The organism is Desulfonatronum lacustre DSM 10312, from assembly GCF_000519265.1.
Lineage (GTDB): Bacteria > Desulfobacterota > Desulfovibrionia > Desulfovibrionales > Desulfonatronaceae > Desulfonatronum > Desulfonatronum lacustre.
In genome coordinates, this window is record NZ_KI912608.1 from 959,538 (window position 1) to 976,158 (window position 16,621).

Here is a 16,621-nt window from a genome sequence, read left to right on the forward strand (position 1 = left end):
CCTCTACCAGGGTGAGCCCGTTTCCTTGTTTTCGGATGGGGATGCGTTGGGGATTGCTCAGGCATATTGGCGGCATTGATCCTCGTCCTCTTCTTCTCCAGCCAGACAGATCATGTTCCGGCCGCCGGCCTTGGCCCTGTATAGAGCTGCGTCGGCTTCGGCGAAGAGGTCGACGTTTTGACCAAAGAGGCCCGTTTCCAGGGAGGCGATGCCGATGCTCGCGGTGACTCTGAAAAATTTTCCCTTGTAATTGAAGCGGCGCTTGGCAATGACCTCGCGGATCCGTTCAGCCAGGACCCAAGCCTGCTCTTCCGTGGTGTGGGAAAGCAGCATTACGAACTCTTCGCCGCCGTACCTGGCCGCGAGATCGGAACTGCGCAGCATTTCCTGCAACAAGCGTCCTATGTCGCGCAGAACCATGTCTCCGGCTTGGTGGCCGAAGGTGTCGTTGATCCGCTTGAAGTGGTCCAGATCCATGATCATCAGGGTCAGAGGGATTCGGTACCGCTGATGGCGTTTGAGTTCCTGGACCATCCGCTCGTCAAAAAAATGACGATTGGGCAGGCGGGTCAGGGCATCCCGGTCCGCTCTGGTGCGCATTTCCCGATACAACAAGGCGTTACGCAGGGCCAAGGCCAGATGGTTCACGGCCGCCAGGATGGTTTGCAGGCGATCCCGACCCAGTCGGGCAATTTTTTCCGAGACGATGCTGACGCATCCAAAGCTCTTGCCTCCGAATCGCAAGGGCAACACGAGGATGTCCTTGCTGTTGATCTTTTTCAGTTCATCGCCGCCGTCCATCTTGGACATGAAGTTGACGTGGTAGTTTTCAATGGGCTCCTCGGCGTGTTTGGCCGCGTTTTCCAGCAGAAACTCAATCATTTTACCCTGAATGGTCTTACCGGAGTACTCATGAATGAAGAGTTCCGCCTCCATCTGTTGCTCCGCGCCGGTATGCCAGAAAATCGCGTCCACGCCTTTGACCGGGAGCAAAATTTGAAGATCCTGATGGGCTTGGTGCAGAATTTCCACGGGGTCCAGGGTAAAACTGGCATTGGTGAGGATCTTGTTGAAGAATTGCAGCAAATCCGCCTGACGTGAAAGAATTTCTCGCTCCAGGCAGATTTCCCGAGCCATGTGGTATAGGTCCTTGTACAAGCCCTGGGATTCTTGAAGTTCCCGCGCCAGGCCCCTGACCCGCTCCGGCTCGAAGGGATAGCGCAAAACAGCCGTAAAACCGGCATCCACGACCCGTTCCAAGTCGGCCTGGGCCACGTCGGAATCCAGAACCAACACCCGAGGAGGGGCGTCGTCCTCTTGAAACTCTCCGCGCTGCAAAGCCGAAATCCGGCCATTGATCCCTTTCCAAGAGATCAAGGCCATGAGTCGTTGACTTTGGTTGGCTTGCTTGGCCGTCCCGGATGGCTGATACCGTTCCCAGGAATAATCCGGACCGATAATTGCCTGAATGTCCTCTTCCTGTCTGGGGCTCAGCCCGACGGATAGGATGCTGAATTGGCTCTGGGGCTCACTCATTCGCATTTTGGTTCGCTCCTGGTTGAGAAACTTGATGTTCCTGCCAGGGGCAAATGCAAATGCAAAGCCAAAAAGGTGGGTGATTCAGAAGATCGGTTGATAAGTCGTCATGACCATTTCGAACTTGGCCAGAGGATGGACATGAATACGCACTCAAGCGTGGCACCATCCACAAGCAGGGGCACGGGGGCCGTACCCCTGCTTTAACGACCAAAAGACAGTAAAATTATCAGCCGCACCCTCCCCCGTCTCCGGTACAGCCCATGGCCTTGCAGGTCTTGCCTTCGCGACGACGCTTGAACGCGTTGACGTTTCCGGCAGTATAGACCGCTTCCAGGCCCTCCTGGATGAACCCGCTCATTTCCAGCGGCGTGGCTCCCTCTTCGCTGAGGATGGCCATGGGCGTGTCGCCGACTCCGGAGACCAGCACGGCCCGGCAGTCCTTGAGCAAATCAGCCAGAGCGTACCAGCGATTGGCCCCTCCTCCCTTGGGCGGAGCGGTGCGGACCTCCAGCATGGCGTAACTGCCGTTTTCCCGGCCCCAAATCTGGAAGGACGGGGCTTCGCCCAGGTGCTGATTGATCAGCACGCCTTCCATGCTGGCCACGGCCACGTAGGGTCTGGCCTCGGTGCGCATGGGCGGCAGAGTCTTGGAGCAGGCACTCAGACAGGAGGCGAATTCCGGTGACTTATCCTGATCCAGCAACCCCACGGCGTCGGCCCGGCAACGCTTGCAATGGCGCATCTGGGGCAGGTAGGCTTCGGCCATGGTCCGGATCCTCTCCAGCTCTTCCTTGTCGGGTTCGCGAACATCCTCGAAAACGGTTTCCGCGGTCGGATACAAGGGCATGCAGTTCAGCAGGTCCACGTCCAGCTCGCGCATCCTGGCCGCGATGGCCTCCACATGCTGGTCGTTCACTCCCGGAGTGATGATGGTGTTCACCTTGACCGTGATGCCCCGCTGCTTGAGCCCCCGGATGGCCGCTTCCTGGCGCCGCAACATCAGTTTGGCCGCTTCCAGGCCGCGATAAATCTTCTTTCCGTCCCGGACCCAGGCATAGAATTCCTGGCCGATCTCCGGGTCCACGGCGTTCACCGTGATGGTCATGTGCGTCACGCCGTAGTCCTTCAACTTATCCAGATGCGCCGGAACGCCCAGGCCGTTGCTGGACAGACAAAACAGCATCCGGGGAAAACGCTCCCGGATCAGACGCAGGGTTTCCAGGGTTTCCTCCGGGTTGGCGAAGGGATCCCCGGGGCCCGCGATGCCCACCACGGTGACCCGAGGCTCTTTCTCCAGAACCCGGGCCAGATACTCCACGGCCTGATGCGGCTTGAGCACCGCGGAGGTCACTCCCGGACGGGATTCGTTCATGCAGTCGTATTTGCGGTTGCAGTAATTGCACATGATGTTGCACTTGGGGGCCACTGGAAGGTGGATGCGCCCGCATTCGCCCTTCACCGCAACGTTGAAACAAGGATGCTTCGTTGTATCTGGAGTGCTCATGGTGTATCCCTTTTTGCTCAAATATATCCGTACCCCACCGGGGAATCGTCCTGTTTTTTCTCAATCAACGCATTCACGATCAGATCGTAGAGATTCAGCGCGCCCCGGTAACCCAGGTGCAGGACGCGCTGGGAGCCGAAGCGGTCGTGGATGGGGAAGCCGACGCGGATCAGGGGGATGTCATGGGCCCGGGCCAGCTCGCGGTAGCCCTTGCTGTTGCCGACCACCAGATCCGGCTCCAGAGCTTCGGCCTCGGCCACAATCTGGTAGAAATCCACTCCGTCGCGAACCAGGGGCGGGTCGCCGGGGAATTCCCCGGTCACCGCGGCCACGGCTTCGGACAACAAACCGGATTCCCCGCCGGAGGCTACCAGGACCGGCTTGACGCCGATCTCGCTCAAAAACGAGGTCAGGCCCACTGCCATGTCTTCTTCGCCGTAGATCACGGCCTTTTTCCCGGCCACGTACTTGTGGCCGTCCACCATGGCGTCCAAAAGCCGGCCCCGTTCCAGGGCGCAGCGTCGTGGCGCCGCACATCCGGCCAGGGTTTCCAGGGTGGTGAACAGGGCGTCGCTTTCCCGCAGGCCGATGGGCAGGCCCAGGGAATAGAGCGGCACGCCGTACTTGTCCCGGAGTACGGCCCCGGCGCTGCGCTCGGGCTTGATGGTCCGGCCGAATTCGATGCTCGCCCCGGCTCCGGGCATGGCCCGGACCGCGTCCAAAGGTGTCCCGCCTCCGGGAATGTTCTGGTAGTCTTCCAGGGCCGGGCCATCCAGAGTTTCGGAGTAGTCCGGCAGCAAAGCTACAGGAAGACCAAAATGGGCGAACACGTCCTGGAGATGCCGGATGTCCTCCGGCGAGATGAACCCGGAAAAGAGATTGATCCCGCCATGTTTTTCCGTTGCCGGATCGGCCAGTTGGGCGACCATGGCCCGGACCGCGGCGTGAAAGCCTTCCATGTGCGAACCGCCGTAGGACGGGGTACTGCAGTGGATCAGAGCGGGCATATCGCCGTTGAGCTCGGCCAAACATTCCTTCTTGAACTCGTGCAGGATCGTGGGCACGTCGTCGCCGATGGTCTCGGTCAGGCAGGTGGTGGCAATGCCCACGGCAGGAGCCTTGTACTTGCCGATGACATTGAGCAGGCCCTGCATCAGATTGGCCTTGCCGCCGTAGACCGCATCCTTTTCGCCCAGGCTGGAGGAGGCGATGTCCATGGGTTCGCGGAAGTGACTGATGATGTACCGGCGCATATAGGTGGCGCAGCCCTGGGAGCCGTGCAGAAAGGGCACGCAGCCTTCCAGACCCTTGAAAGCCATGGCCGCGCCCAGGGGCGTACACATCTTGCAGGCGTTGGTGGTGGAGACGAAAGGTTCGGCTTTTTTCATGACAAACACGCCTCCTGCGCATGATTCACGGCAATGGGCGACTTGCGCCGTCTGGGGGTGAAGTTCCAGACCGGGCTGGTCACCGTGGCGTGGACTTCCTTGGCGAAGTTGTACATGCCCAAAAAACCTTCCAAGGCCTCCTTGCGCTCATGGTTATGGTCGCAGAATCCCACGCCCAGCTTGAAAGCGATGGGACGCTCCTTGACCCCGCCCACAAAGATGTCCACGTCCTTCTCCTTGATAAAGGCGGACAGTTCCAGCGGGTTGGTGTCGTCCACGATGATCGTGCCCTCGTCCGTGATCTCGGCCAGTTCCTGGTAGTCCTCCTCGGTGCCGGTCTGGGAGCCGACCATGACCACGTTCATGCCCAAATGCCGGAAAGACTTGATCAGGGAAAAGGCCTTGAACGCCCCGCCCACGTAGATGGCGGCCTTCTTGCCCTCCAGGTCCTTGCGCAGTTCCTGAAGTTTTGGATACAGGGCCGTGAGTTCCTCTCGAACCAGCTCCTGGGTCCGGGCCATGATCTCCGGATCCTTGTCCTGGAAAAACTTGGCCACGTCGTAGAGCGCGTCGGACATGTCCTCAATGCCGAAGTAGGACACCCGGATGAACGGGATGCCGTATTTTTCCTGCATCATCTTGGCCAGATCCATGGTCGCCCCGGAACACTGGACCAGATTCAGGGCCGCGCCGTGGGCCCGGCGCACATCCGCCACCCGGCCGTCGCCGGTGATGTTGGCCACCACGTCCACGCCCATCCGTTTCAGGTAGTCCTGGATGATCCAGATCTCCCCGGCCAGGTTGAAATCGCCCAGGATATTCACGCTCAAGGGCGAAATGGTCGAGGTATCCCCGGTGCCCACCAGTTGAAACATGGCTTCGCAGGCCGCCAGATAGCCCTCGCGCTTGTTCCCTTTGAACCCTTCGGACTGAACCGGAATCACCGGAATACCCTTCTCCGCCTCTACTTTTTTGCACACGGCCTTCAGGTCGTCGCCGATGATCCCCACGATGCAGGTGGAATAGACAAAGGCCGCGTTGGGCTGGTGCCGGTCGATCAGTTCCACCAAGGCCTGGTAAAGCTTCTTCTCGCCGCCGAAGATGACGTCCTTTTCGCGCAGGTCCGTGGAAAAACTGAGCCGGTGCAGCTCCGGCCCGGAGGACAAGGCCCCGCGAATGTCCCAGGTGTACACCGCGCAGCCGATGGGGCCGTGCACCAGGTGCAGGGCGTCGGCAATGGGATACAGCACCACCCGGGATCCGCAGAAGACGCAGGCCCGCTGGCTCACGGCCCCGGCCAGACTGCTCTTGTTGCAGGAAATGGAGAACGGCTCCGCTCCCTTGCGATGAATCTGCGTTTTTCGTTCTTCAAAGATCACGGGTTCCATGGTTGACCTCGTTGGGTTCTGTTAGCCGCCCCCCCTAAAGGGAGGCGGCGCTTAGAAGTGGATGGGATTTATGGGAATTTTCGAGAGTTATAGGGTATCCTAAAGAAGATGGTCCTGGGATGGCTCGCCCTCTTCCAGGCCATCCAGAATGGCGTCCACGGCATTTTCACTGTCCACTTTGCCGAACCACCACCCTTCCGGATACACGACCATGACCGGACCGTTCTCGCACTGCTTCAGACAACCGGTGCTGGTCACCAGCACGTCCAGACCGCGGTCCAGAATTTCTTCGTCGATATAGGGCAGCAAGCCGATGGTGCTCTTGTGGCACACGCCCTTGGGTTCGCCCTTGGTCCGAAAACTGGCGCAGACGAACATATGATGCTTCGGCTTTTCCACGCTTTCTCTCCTTGATTTCAACGTTCAGATCGATACCGGAGAAAATCGGCAACCATGTTTTCCATGGCACCCCGACTCGAAGGACAACAGACCGCCCTCCTGTCTCCTGAATCCTGACTCCTGAATTCTCGCCTCCCCTCTACATCGCCAATTCGAATTGATCCTCCTTGGCATCCCGGTCGATCCGGGTCAGCAACGCATCCAGAATCTTCTCCAACAGCCGCAATCCGCCCTTGTAGCCCACCGTGGGGAAATACTGGTGGCCGACGCGGTCCAGGATCGGGAAGCCGTGGCGAATCAGAGGGGTGTCCTCGTCCCGGGCCATGTACTTGCAGTAGGTGTTGCCGATGAGCAGATCCACCGGGTCGTTCTTGATCCACTGGTGCAGCAGGAACATGTCGCCGTGGGCCTTGACGTTGACCGGAAACGGACTGTCCGCGGTGATTTCCTTGATCCGGGCCTCGAACTTCTTGCCCGGCGTACCGGTGACGATGTGCACCGGGCACATGTCGATGGAGGTCAGAAATTCGGTCAGGGCGATGACCTGGTCCGGGTCGCCCACCAGGGCCACCTTCTTGTGGTAAAAGTACTGGTGCATGTCCGAGATCACATCCACCAACTGACCTCGCTCATGGGCGATCAGGTCGGTGACGTGGCGGCCGGAGATCAGGCGCAGGGCGTCGATGAATCGGTCCGTAGCCTTCAGTCCGATGGGCAGATCCAGGATCTTGCAGGGCACCTTGTGGGTGCTGTCCAGATACTTGGCTCCGTCGGCGGAAGCCCATTCGCCCAGGGCCAGGGTGCCGATGGAATCGCCGGTGGAGCGCAGTTCTTCGATGGTCGTGCCGCCGTCCGGAAACATCTTGTATTCGCCGGTCAGGGGGCCGTTGAGTACGCCGGAGGTGTCCGGAAAAAGGATCGTCCTTACGCCCATGGCCGCGGCCAGACGCTTGATCTCCTCCATGTCCGAAGGCTCCACGAACCCGGGGATGATGTTCACCTTGCCGTTTTTCTTGCCGGTCTTTTCAGCGAAACCCTTCAGCGTGCCCATGACCATGTTCGAAAAACCGGTCACATGGGAGCCCACATAGCTGGGCGTGGAGGCGCTGACCACGAACTTGCCGTCGGGAATCTTGCCTTCCTGACGGGCCTTTTCCGTGATCTGGGGCACGTCGTCGCCGATGGTCTCAGACAGGCAGGTGGTGTGCACAGCGATGACGTCAGGCTCGTACACGGTGAAGATGTTGTTGATGGCCTGAAGCAGGTTGGCCTGACCGCCGAACACGGAAGCGCCTTCGGTGAACGAACTGGTGGCCGCGGAAACCGGCTCCTTGTAATGCCTGGTCAGGGCGCTGCGATGATAGGCGCAACACCCCTGCGAACCGTGACTGTGGGGCAGACAGCCGTGAATCCCCAGGGCCGCGTACATGGCCCCCACCGGCTGACAGGTCTTGGCCGGATTGATGGACAGCGCGGAGCGGTCCTTGATTTCCGTGGGTGTATGTCGAAGCAGGGTCATGTCTCGTTCCTTTTTTCTTAAAGCGATGCTTGAACAGTTGTCGCGTCACAAGTTTGCTTATCGTGCTTCGGGACTATTCCCAGACATAGGTCGCGGACAGTTCCGGCTTTTCCTGCCAGGGGGCCTTGAGATAGGACCAGACCCTGCTGTTCACCATCCGGTCGATGTCCTGGTAGAAATTGACGGCCCCCTTGAACCCTGCGTAAGGGCCGCCGATGTCGTAATTGTGCAGCTGCTTCAACGGGATGCCCAGCTTCTGGACCGAGTACTTTTCCTTGATCCCGGCGCAGAAAATGTCCGGCCTCATGATTTCGATCAGCTTCTCGGCCTCATACTGGTTCAGGTCGTCGATCACCAGGGACTTGGTCGGCATGTCCGGGATCATCCCCGCGTACTCCTTGAACGTGAACCCGGCTTCTTCCAGGTTCTTGATTTCTTCCGGCGTCTTGCGCGGATTATAGCTCTCGGCGCAGGGTTCCACTTCCAGTTCCTCGATGTTTCGACTGTCCGCGTCGACCTTGATCTCCGGGATCACGTGGCGGCCTTCGTAGTCGTCCCGGTGGGCGAACTCGTATCCCGCGGAAATGGTCCGCATCCCCAATTCCTTGAACAGTTCCTGGTAATGGTGGGCCCGGGAGCCGCCCACGAAGAGCATGGCCGTCTTGCCCTCGGTCCGGGGCCGGACCATGTCCATGGCCAGCTTCACCGTCGGCATTTCTTCGGCGATCACCGCCTCCACCCGCTCGGTCAGCTTGGGCGAGTCGAAGTACTGGGCGATCTTGCGCAGGGACTTGGCTGTGGCCTCGGCACCGATGAAGTTCACCTTGATCCACGGAATTCCGTATTTGGTCTCCATCATCTCGGCCACGTAGTTGATGGAGCGGTGGCACATCACCGTGTTCAAATCCGCGGTGTGGGACGTGGCGAACTGGTCGTAGGTGGAATTGCCGCTGAAGGTGGAGATGACGGTGATTCCGCACTTGTCCAGTATCCGGTCGATCTCGAACCCGTCCCCGCCGATGTTGTATTCGCCCAGCAGGTTGATCTTGAATTCTCCGACCTTGATTTCCTCTTTGGTGCCCACCACGTGCTTGAAGATCTGGTTGTTGGCGATATGGTGGCCCGCAGACTGGCTGACGCCCTTGTATCCTTCGCAGCTGAAGCCGAAAACGTTGATGCCCAGCTTCTCCTTCATCTCCCGGGCCACGGCGTGCACGTCGTCGCCGATCAGTCCCACCGGACAGGTGGAGAAGACGGCGATGGCCTTGGGATGGAACAGCTCGTAGGCTTCCATGATGGCCTGCTTGAGCTTCTTTTCCCCGCCGAAGACAATGTCGTTCTCGTTCATGTCCGTGGAGAAGGCGTAGGTCATGAAGTTCTCGTCCGCGTCCGTTTCGGTGTAAGTCTGGTTGCGCCGGGTCAGCCAGGAATAGAACCCGCAGCCGATGGGCCCATGGGTGATGTTCACGATGTCCCGGGTTGGTCCGAGAATAACCCCCTTGCAACCGGCGTAGGTGCATCCGCGCATAGTGATGATGCCCGGAATGGTCCGGACGTTGGCGCCCATTTCCGGAGTTTCCGCGCCCTCGGCCTCCTTGACCATGATCTGCTTGGCCCGTTTCCGGGCTACCTTGGTCGGATATTTCTTCAACAGATCCTCCATCAGTTCAGTGGGATCCATCTGGACGATCTTTTTCTTCTTCGCGATGGTGGTCATGTTTTCTCCTGGCAAGGCCAAGCTTAATCTATGGATTTATTTCCCTTCTCCCCGGTACGCACCCGGACGGAGTCAAAGACCGGACTGACGAAAATCTTCCCGTCGCCGGGCTTGCCGGTCCTGTTCACCTCCATGATCGTCCCGACCACGTCTTCCACCTGATCATCGGTAACGATGACCGAGAAAACGCGCTTGGGATACAATCGTCCCTTTTCCCCCAGCAGCTCGGCAGCCTCTTCATAGCCCTTCTCCGCGCCCTTGAGCAGCTCGGAGTTAATCAACCCCTTGCCCCGGCCCTGGGCCTCCAGGGCGAAGAACGCGGGCACGCCGGCTTCAGCCAGGGCTTCCTTGGTCTTGTTGACCATGTTCATCCGGATGACGGCGGTGATCTCCTTCATACCCCGACCCCCTTCAGGTCCGCGCCCTCGGTTTCCTTGACCCCGGAGCTGATGGTGTACATCTCCTCCACCGGGCTGAGGAAGATCTTCCCATCGCCGAATGCGCCCTTTTCACCGGTCCGGGCTGCTTCCATGATCGTCTTGACCACGAAGTCCTTGTCTTTCTCGCCGACCACGCTCATCAGCAGGACTTTGGGAATCTCGTCGTAGGTGATCTCCCCGATCTTGATGCCGCGCTGCTTGCCGCGCCCGGCCACGGAAAACTTGGTCACCGCCGGATAACCGGCATCCATCAACGCCTTCAAAACCGCATCCACCCTCTCAGGCCGGACAATCGCTCGAACCATGATCAACATATCGCTTCTCCCTTATTGTTGGTTGAAATGTGGGCAACTCTACACGGAGTAAACCGAATAATCAGATACCTAGTTGGCGATGCCGTAGTCGATGAGCAACTTTTCCAGTTCGTCGATTTCCATGGGCTTGGGCACGATGAACATCTCGTTTCCGTCGATTTTTTTGGCCAGGGTGCGGTATTCATCGGCCTGGGGATGCTTGGGATCAAAGTCGATGACAGTTTTACGGTTGATCTCCGCGCGCTGGACCATGTTGTCCCGAGGTACGAAATGGATCATCTGCGTTCCCAGACGTTTGGCCAGCTCCACGATCATCTCCCGCTCGTTGTCCACATTGCGGCTGTTGCAGATCAGCCCGCCCAGGCGCACCCCGCCGGCCTCGGCGAATTTCACGATGCCCTTGCAGATGTTGTTGGCCGCGTACATGGCCATCATTTCCCCGGAGACCACGATGTAAATTTCCTGGGCCTTGCCTTCGCGAATGGGCATGGCGAATCCGCCGCAGACCACGTCGCCCAGAACGTCGTAAAAGACGTAGTCCAGGTTCTTGTCTTCCTTGTAGGCCCCGAGCTGTTCCAGCAGATTGATGCTGGTGATGATCCCCCGGCCCGCACAGCCCACGCCCGGCTCCGGCCCGCCGGATTCGGTGCAGACCGTCCCGCCGAATCCGGCCAGGAGGACATCGTCCAGTTCCACGTCCTCGCCCTCTTCGCGCAGGGTGTCCAAAACCGTGCGCTGATGCAGTCCGTGCAGCAGCAACCGGGTGGAGTCCGCCTTGGGGTCGCAGCCCACGATCATCACCTTGCGGCCCATCTCGCCCAGCGCGGCCACCGTGTTCTGCGTCGTGGTGGATTTTCCGATCCCGCCCTTTCCATAAATAGCAACCTTGCGCATACGTTCCTCCCGGAGATTGAGTGTTGAGAATGGAAGGCTTAGGGCAAGGAACATGCCAGGGGTGGGAGTGAAGCCATCTGGAAAAATTAAAGCAAATAATTTCAAGTTATTGCCGGAACATTTCGCCGAAGCGATTGCAAGTTGCCGCCCATGCGGACGCGACAAAGGTGAACGACATTTTTGTCGGAAACTACGGTTTTGCAGGGGTCGGGGGTCGTGTAGGGCACGACGCCCGACCCCTGCACGATGGGGGGGAATACCGTAGGTGATGGCCGGAGCACGGAATATCGTAGGGGCACGGCGCGCCGTGCCCCTACGGTGTGGCGATGAAACGCAGATCAACGCTCCCTGGCACTGATCGTGCTTGTTCCGGTCACTGCATTGCCCCTGAAACCACGACAAGGACCCCATATGCTTATCGACAGTACCTTACGCGAAGGCGCGCAGATGTTCGGCGTCTATTTCTCGGACGCCCAACGCCGGGACATTCTCTCCGGTTTGATTCGGGCCGGCGTGGACGAGGTGGAGATCGGCTGGGCCGGGCAGGACGGGCTGGAGGATCTGCTCCGGCACGGAAGAAAGGAAGATCCGTCGGAACGGACCAGGCTGACGGTCTGGTCGCCGTTGCGAATGCTGGACCTGGCTCGTCTGGCCGCCATGGGCGTCAGGCGCATCCAATTCGGCGTCCCGGTTTCGGACGCCCACATAGAGCATCGTCTTGGCATGGATCGGGCAGGACTATTGCTTCGGCTTCAAAACATCTTGCGCCGAGCAGCGGAACTGGAGATGGCGTTTGTCGGGGTCGGGCTGGAGGACGTATCCCGGGCGGACCGGGATTTCGCTTTGCAGGTCGTTCGGGTGGTGGAGGAATGCGGAGGCAGGCGGATTCGCCTTTCAGACACCGTGGGCCTGCTCACGCCGCTGGAAACCGCTGAACTGGTGCGCTGGTTCGCGGACCGGACCGATCTGGCCATTGGATTTCACGGCCACGACGACTTCGGCATGGCCACGGCCAATGCCATCACGGCCCTGGCCTCAGGAGCCGAAAGCGTGGACGTGTCCGTGCTGGGAATCGGGGAACGGGCCGGGATCGCGGCCCTGGAAGAGGTCGCCGGCCACCTGAACTTCAGGCGAGGGGCCGGCTACGATTTGAAGCAGTGCGTTTGTCTGGCTCGAATGGTTGCCGAAGCGGCCGGAGTACCCATGGTCCGGAACAAGGCCATGACCGGCGAGGACGTTTTTGCCTGCGAAACTGGCCTGCACCTGCAAGCCTTGGCCAAAGATCCCAGCCTGTTCGAACCCTTTGCCCCGGAAAAAATCGGCGCGAACAGAAAACTGGGCCTGGGCGGCAAAACCGGAAAAACAGCTGTCCGCCAAGCCGCCCATCGTCAAGGCATCACCGTACCCAGCCACGGAATCGAAAACCTGACCTGCGGCGTCCGCCTCCTTTCTCAGACTTTGGCTCGACCACTGTTCGAAGAAGAGCTCAGGGCATTGGCCATGACCGCCGACTCCGCGGCTTCAAGCTCTGAGTCGTGCCATGTCCCCTAAAGAAACCTCGCGCACGTCCGATAAAGACTTGAAGGCATCGTTTTTTCATCAGCCAACAAGGAGGTTTTATGGAACTTGACACAGCAGCGCAAAGTCAAACAGGCATCGCCATGATGGCGCAGACCTTGCAAAACGCAACTATGGGGGCGGATATCGTCACCAAAACCATCAGCGCGGGTAACCAGATCAATGCCGGGGCCGGTGGCGCGCAACAACCCGTTGACACCAGGGCGGTGGCCGAAGCCACCGGGAAAGGTCTGAGGATTGACGCGGCGGTCTAAACCAGAGCCGAACCAAGGACGATGCCGTTTTCGCGAAACACGGAGGGCAGCGATTTCAAGCCGTTGTCAATTTGAAGATACCGGATGACGGCACCTGATCAGCTTTCCGTCAAAACAGCCGGCCGGTCGCGGAGATTACCGTGACCGGCCGGTTATTTTTTGTTGCGACCCGACGAAAATCACCAGCCGTTCTTATGCACCCGGTCCGCTCTGAAGCGATCCTGGTGCGTGAACTCCTGGGCAGGCCAGCCCAGGGGGACGATGGCATGGGGTTCCACGCCGCCGGGCAGGCCGAGAATCCGGCGGACGGCGTCCATCCGTTCCTGGATCGGAGCGACCCCGGTCCAGACCGTGCCCAGCCCCAGTCCCCTGGCGGCCAGGAGCAGGTTCTGGATCGCCGCGGCCAAATCCTGGACCCAGTAGCCGGGATATTTCTCCAGGGCCAGTTCCGCGCAGACCACGATGCCCACCGGGGCCTGCCGAAGCATGCCCACGTAGGGATGCGTTCGCGACAACTCGTCTCTCAAGGCAGCATCCGTGACCACCACGAAATGCCAGGGCTGGGCGTTGCCCGCGCTGGGGGCGATCATGGCCGCGGCCAGGATTTTTTCCAAATCCGCCTCGCTGACCGGCTTGTCCGGGTCGAATTTGCGGATGCTGCGTCGGGTGTGCAGTGCTTCAAAAACGTCCATGTCCTGTTCCCTCCTTGCAGTATTGTTCAAGATGTATCCGTCCGTACACGTCATGCCGTACAGATCATGCGAGCCCCGAATCGGCTGCAGGAAACGGCTTCAGCACGAATCTTGTTCCTGTTCCCCGCGCTCCTCCACCGGCGGCACCAACACCTTGATCGGTTCGTGCACTCCGCTGATTTCGGCATAGGTCCGCAGCCGGGTGATCAGCACCGTGGAGACTTCCTGACCTTGGGCCACCAGCAGCGTGCCTTTCAAACTCTGAACATCCTCGGTCAAAAGCATCCCGGTTTGGAGCTGATCCACCCGCACCTCTTTCAATTCGTAACCGGATTTCCGACTGAGCACCCTTTCCAGCACATCCAGCACCCGCGGATCGTACCAGCCTTCCCGACCGCGCAGAATACCAAGGGCTTGATCCGTGGACTTGCCGGAATTTCCCAGTTGGTCGAAATCCACTAGGATTTTCAAAATTCGCCCGCCCAGTGGGATGTCAGGTCCGGATTTTCCGCCGATGGGCGCACCCTCTCCGTCATATTTTTTTTCCTGGTAGGCGATCATTTCCCGGACATTTTCCAACCGGGGAATATGGCCCAACAGATCTGCGGCGATCATCGGATGCATGTCGTAAATATGCTGCATTTCTTCGTCCAAGGTCTCGCCTCGGGTAATGCGCTGAATGGCCATGGTGGGCAGGAGCATGCAGCCGATCTGGGAGAGCAAGGCCGCGTTCTCGATTTCCCAGGTATTGGTCATTCCCAGATGCAAGGCCATCTGGCGGACTAGGCGATGAATCCGGTTGGCCCGGCCAAAAGCATCCGGATTCACCAAGGCCAGCAGTTCAGTGAGCACCTTGATGCTCCCGCTGAGGGTTTGTTCCAGAAGCTGTTTTTCCGCGGTTACCAGCCGATACTGCCGCAGGGCGTCCTCCAGAACCCGCTTCATATGCTGGGCCGAACAGGGCTTGGTCAGAAACCGGAACACGCTGCCTTCGTTCACCGCGGCAATGGAAGATTGAACGTCCGCGTAGCCGGTGAGCATGATCCGGATGGTATCCGGACATATCTCCTTCAATCTGGTCAAAAACTGCACCCCGTCCACTCCGGGCATGCGCATGTCCGAAACCACCACGGCGAACGGTCCCTTGCGGGCGATGATTCCCGCCGCCTCCCTGGCGCTGGTGGCGGTTTCCAGTTCATATTCCTTACGGAAATTGCGCCGGAAAGCGTCCAAGATATTGTGGTCGTCGTCCACGAACAGAATTTTTTCCCGCATGCAGTTTTGATCGGTCATGGCCGTGTTCCTTTACGATTCAAGTGACCGGATAATGGCGTGGATCTCATGCCGAAAACTCCGCAAAGGGGTCGTCCTCCGGAGCGGTGACCGGCAGCCTCAAAACAAATGTCGTGCCGTGCCCCACTTCGGATTCTACGGCAATACTTCCGCCATGGCGCTTGACAATGGCATTATGGACGATCACCAGTCCTTGGCCCGTACCCTTGCCCACGTCCTTGGTGGTGAAAAACGGATCAAACATTTTTGACCTGACGTTATCAGGAATACCGGTACCGGTATCCGAGATTCGGATTTCAATCCACTCTCCGTCAGCGCGGGTGGAGATGGTGATCAATCCCTGTTCTTGGGAGTGTTCTCCGTGGGCCTCAGCGACGGCTTGGGCCGCGTTGGTTACGATGTTCAGGAAGGCTTGGTTCAATTCGCTCAAATAACAAGATATCCGAGGCAGCTCCGGATCCAGGTCCATGTGCATCTCGGCCACGTATTTCCACTCGTTGCGGGAGACCGTGACCGTATCGGACAGGGCCGTGTTGATATCAGCCAGGACCATGTGCTGCCCGCCCGGATGGGCGAAGGATTTCATGGATCGGACAATATGGGCCACTCGTTCCAGACCGCCCAGGGATTGCTCGATGGCCTGGGGCACTTCCCGGAGCAGATACCCGACATCGGCAGCGGCATACCGGTCTTGTGCTCCCTTGACGGCGGCGGCTGAAAAACCGTTTGTCGGCTCGTCGCAAAGAAATTCCCGACAAGCTGAAACCAATGTGCTCAGTTCGTCGAAAGCTTCTTTCAGGAAGCGCATGTTGTCGCTGAGGAACTGGATGGGCGTGTTGATTTCATGGGCCACGCCCGCGGCGAGCTGACCGATGGACTCCAATTTCTGGGCCTGCATCAACTGGCTTTCCAGAAGTCGACGTTCGGTCACTTCTTCGCCCAGCAGGATCAGCCCGCCCATGGCCTGAACAGAGGTGGCGACCAGCGGAGTGATGTTCAGCTTGAGAAAGCCATCGGGGCCGTCAGGCCGTTGGAAGCGCAAATTCTCAACCAATACTCCGGCCATGGACTCGCGACACGTCCGGACGGCCTGGATCACCCGATCATGGTCCCAGGGCAGGGACAGACTCTCAAAGGAACGTCGGTGCACTTCCTCGAATCGAACGCCGAGGCAGTTGGTGGTCACGGAGTTCCAACGTTGAACCAAGCCGTTCTTGTCGATCACGATCAACAAGGACTGAATCGAGGTGAGAATCTGATGCAGTTCCATATGGGACTGCCGGTCATCACGCTCTGCCTGACGCAACCTGAACACGGCCGCGACCCGGGCTAACAACTCTCGCGCCTCCACGGGTTTGACCAGGTAGCCTTCGGCTCCGCATTCTATGCCTTTGGCTTGGCTGTCGGAATCCACATGCTCGGCCGAAAACAGAAAGACGGACGTGGAAGCCAGTGCCCGATCGCTCTTGATCCGTTTACAGACCTCCACGCCATTGATGTCGGGCAAGACCACGTCCAACAGAACCAGGTCGGGACGATTTTTTTCAGCCGAGCGCAGGGCTTCCATACCGCTGGAGGCTTGACTGACGTCGTAGTCCTGGGAGGCGAGAATGTCCGTGTAATAATTCAGTTGAACAGGCTCGTCGTCCACAATCAAAATGCTTTTCGATTCGTTCATGCTCCACCTCTCAGTCCGCCCCGA

Annotated in this window: 15 protein-coding genes; 2 read left to right on the plus strand and 13 right to left on the minus strand. The window is 59.0% G+C overall.

Features of this window, described 5'->3' with window-relative positions; translation table 11 throughout:
• Window positions 1-57: 57 nt before the first annotated feature.
• The 10 genes from DESLA_RS18725 to nifH form a co-directional block, all read right to left on the minus strand.
• Complete coding sequence (locus DESLA_RS18725) at window positions 58-1,542, minus strand: sensor domain-containing diguanylate cyclase (RefSeq protein WP_051434379.1); 1,485 nt, start codon at window positions 1,540-1,542, stop codon at window positions 58-60.
• Between the two features lie 223 nt (window positions 1,543-1,765).
• On the minus strand, window positions 1,766-3,043 hold the full coding sequence (locus DESLA_RS0104555; RefSeq protein WP_028571551.1) for a radical SAM protein: 1,278 nt from the start codon (window positions 3,041-3,043) through the stop codon (window positions 1,766-1,768).
• A 17-nt stretch (window positions 3,044-3,060) separates the two neighbouring features.
• The gene (locus tag DESLA_RS0104560; protein WP_028571552.1) at window positions 3,061-4,431 is read right to left on the minus strand and encodes a nitrogenase component 1; all 1,371 of its coding nucleotides are present in this window, start codon (window positions 4,429-4,431) and stop codon (window positions 3,061-3,063) included.
• Complete coding sequence (nifE, locus tag DESLA_RS0104565; protein WP_028571553.1) at window positions 4,428-5,819, minus strand: nitrogenase iron-molybdenum cofactor biosynthesis protein NifE; 1,392 nt, start codon at window positions 5,817-5,819, stop codon at window positions 4,428-4,430. Before nifE ends, DESLA_RS0104560 begins: the two co-directional genes overlap by 4 nt.
• A 99-nt stretch (window positions 5,820-5,918) precedes the next feature.
• A complete protein-coding gene (locus tag DESLA_RS0104570) occupies window positions 5,919-6,197 on the minus strand; it encodes a (2Fe-2S) ferredoxin domain-containing protein (RefSeq protein ID WP_035262443.1) in 279 nt (92 codons plus the stop codon).
• A 160-nt stretch (window positions 6,198-6,357) separates the two neighbouring features.
• The gene (nifK, locus tag DESLA_RS0104575; RefSeq protein WP_028571555.1) at window positions 6,358-7,737 is read right to left on the minus strand and encodes a nitrogenase molybdenum-iron protein subunit beta; all 1,380 of its coding nucleotides are present in this window, start codon (window positions 7,735-7,737) and stop codon (window positions 6,358-6,360) included.
• A gap of 73 nt (window positions 7,738-7,810) precedes the next feature.
• A complete protein-coding gene (nifD, locus tag DESLA_RS0104580) occupies window positions 7,811-9,454 on the minus strand; it encodes a nitrogenase molybdenum-iron protein alpha chain (protein WP_211239021.1) in 1,644 nt (547 codons plus the stop codon).
• A gap of 23 nt (window positions 9,455-9,477) precedes the next feature.
• Window positions 9,478-9,852 (minus strand): P-II family nitrogen regulator, encoded by a 375-nt coding sequence (locus tag DESLA_RS0104585; protein ID WP_028571557.1) that lies wholly within the window; start codon window positions 9,850-9,852, stop codon window positions 9,478-9,480.
• Window positions 9,849-10,208, minus strand: coding sequence for a P-II family nitrogen regulator (locus DESLA_RS0104590; RefSeq protein ID WP_028571558.1), 360 nt, complete (start codon window positions 10,206-10,208; stop codon window positions 9,849-9,851). Before DESLA_RS0104590 ends, DESLA_RS0104585 begins: the two co-directional genes overlap by 4 nt.
• 69 nt (window positions 10,209-10,277) lie before the next feature.
• A complete protein-coding gene (nifH, locus tag DESLA_RS0104595) occupies window positions 10,278-11,102 on the minus strand; it encodes a nitrogenase iron protein (protein WP_028571559.1) in 825 nt (274 codons plus the stop codon).
• A 411-nt stretch (window positions 11,103-11,513) separates the two neighbouring features.
• Between nifH and DESLA_RS18730 the strand changes: the two genes are divergently transcribed.
• Together DESLA_RS18730 and DESLA_RS0104605 are read left to right on the plus strand one after the other, a co-directional pair.
• The gene (locus tag DESLA_RS18730) at window positions 11,514-12,653 is read left to right on the plus strand and encodes a LeuA family protein (RefSeq protein ID WP_084031881.1); all 1,140 of its coding nucleotides are present in this window, start codon (window positions 11,514-11,516) and stop codon (window positions 12,651-12,653) included.
• 68 nt (window positions 12,654-12,721) lie between these two features.
• The gene (locus DESLA_RS0104605; protein ID WP_028571560.1) at window positions 12,722-12,934 is read left to right on the plus strand and encodes a hypothetical protein; all 213 of its coding nucleotides are present in this window, start codon (window positions 12,722-12,724) and stop codon (window positions 12,932-12,934) included.
• A 179-nt stretch (window positions 12,935-13,113) separates the two neighbouring features.
• On the opposite strand, the gene DESLA_RS0104610 is transcribed toward DESLA_RS0104605, so the two are convergent.
• From DESLA_RS0104610 to DESLA_RS18735, 3 genes are all read right to left on the minus strand, one after another.
• Window positions 13,114-13,626 (minus strand): nitroreductase family protein, encoded by a 513-nt coding sequence (locus DESLA_RS0104610; protein ID WP_028571561.1) that lies wholly within the window; start codon window positions 13,624-13,626, stop codon window positions 13,114-13,116.
• 99 nt (window positions 13,627-13,725) lie between these two features.
• The gene (locus tag DESLA_RS0104615) at window positions 13,726-14,919 is read right to left on the minus strand and encodes an HD domain-containing phosphohydrolase (protein WP_051434380.1); all 1,194 of its coding nucleotides are present in this window, start codon (window positions 14,917-14,919) and stop codon (window positions 13,726-13,728) included.
• A 46-nt stretch (window positions 14,920-14,965) separates the two neighbouring features.
• On the minus strand, window positions 14,966-16,597 hold the full coding sequence (locus DESLA_RS18735; RefSeq protein WP_051434381.1) for a response regulator: 1,632 nt from the start codon (window positions 16,595-16,597) through the stop codon (window positions 14,966-14,968).
• Window positions 16,598-16,621 lie beyond the last annotated feature (24 nt).

Bases quoted from the DNA above. Each gene is read 5' to 3' on its own strand.
- DESLA_RS18725 (WP_051434379.1), bottom strand. From the start codon at position 1,542: ATGCGAATGAGTGAGCCCCAGAGCCAATTCAGCATCCTATCCGTCGGG.
- DESLA_RS0104555 (WP_028571551.1), bottom strand. From the start codon at position 3,043: ATGAGCACTCCAGATACAACGAAGCATCCTTGTTTCAACGTTGCGGTG.
- DESLA_RS0104560 (WP_028571552.1), bottom strand. From the start codon at position 4,431: ATGAAAAAAGCCGAACCTTTCGTCTCCACCACCAACGCCTGCAAGATG.
- nifE (WP_028571553.1), bottom strand. From the start codon at position 5,819: ATGGAACCCGTGATCTTTGAAGAACGAAAAACGCAGATTCATCGCAAG.
- DESLA_RS0104570 (WP_035262443.1), bottom strand. From the start codon at position 6,197: ATGTTCGTCTGCGCCAGTTTTCGGACCAAGGGCGAACCCAAGGGCGTG.
- nifK (WP_028571555.1), bottom strand. From the start codon at position 7,737: ATGACCCTGCTTCGACATACACCCACGGAAATCAAGGACCGCTCCGCG.
- nifD (WP_211239021.1), bottom strand. From the start codon at position 9,454: ATGACCACCATCGCGAAGAAGAAAAAGATCGTCCAGATGGATCCCACT.
- DESLA_RS0104585 (WP_028571557.1), bottom strand. From the start codon at position 9,852: ATGAAGGAGATCACCGCCGTCATCCGGATGAACATGGTCAACAAGACC.
- DESLA_RS0104590 (WP_028571558.1), bottom strand. From the start codon at position 10,208: ATGTTGATCATGGTTCGAGCGATTGTCCGGCCTGAGAGGGTGGATGCG.
- nifH (WP_028571559.1), bottom strand. From the start codon at position 11,102: ATGCGCAAGGTTGCTATTTATGGAAAGGGCGGGATCGGAAAATCCACC.
- DESLA_RS18730 (WP_084031881.1), top strand. From the start codon at position 11,514: ATGCTTATCGACAGTACCTTACGCGAAGGCGCGCAGATGTTCGGCGTC.
- DESLA_RS0104605 (WP_028571560.1), top strand. From the start codon at position 12,722: ATGGAACTTGACACAGCAGCGCAAAGTCAAACAGGCATCGCCATGATG.
- DESLA_RS0104610 (WP_028571561.1), bottom strand. From the start codon at position 13,626: ATGGACGTTTTTGAAGCACTGCACACCCGACGCAGCATCCGCAAATTC.
- DESLA_RS0104615 (WP_051434380.1), bottom strand. From the start codon at position 14,919: ATGACCGATCAAAACTGCATGCGGGAAAAAATTCTGTTCGTGGACGAC.
- DESLA_RS18735 (WP_051434381.1), bottom strand. From the start codon at position 16,597: ATGAACGAATCGAAAAGCATTTTGATTGTGGACGACGAGCCTGTTCAA.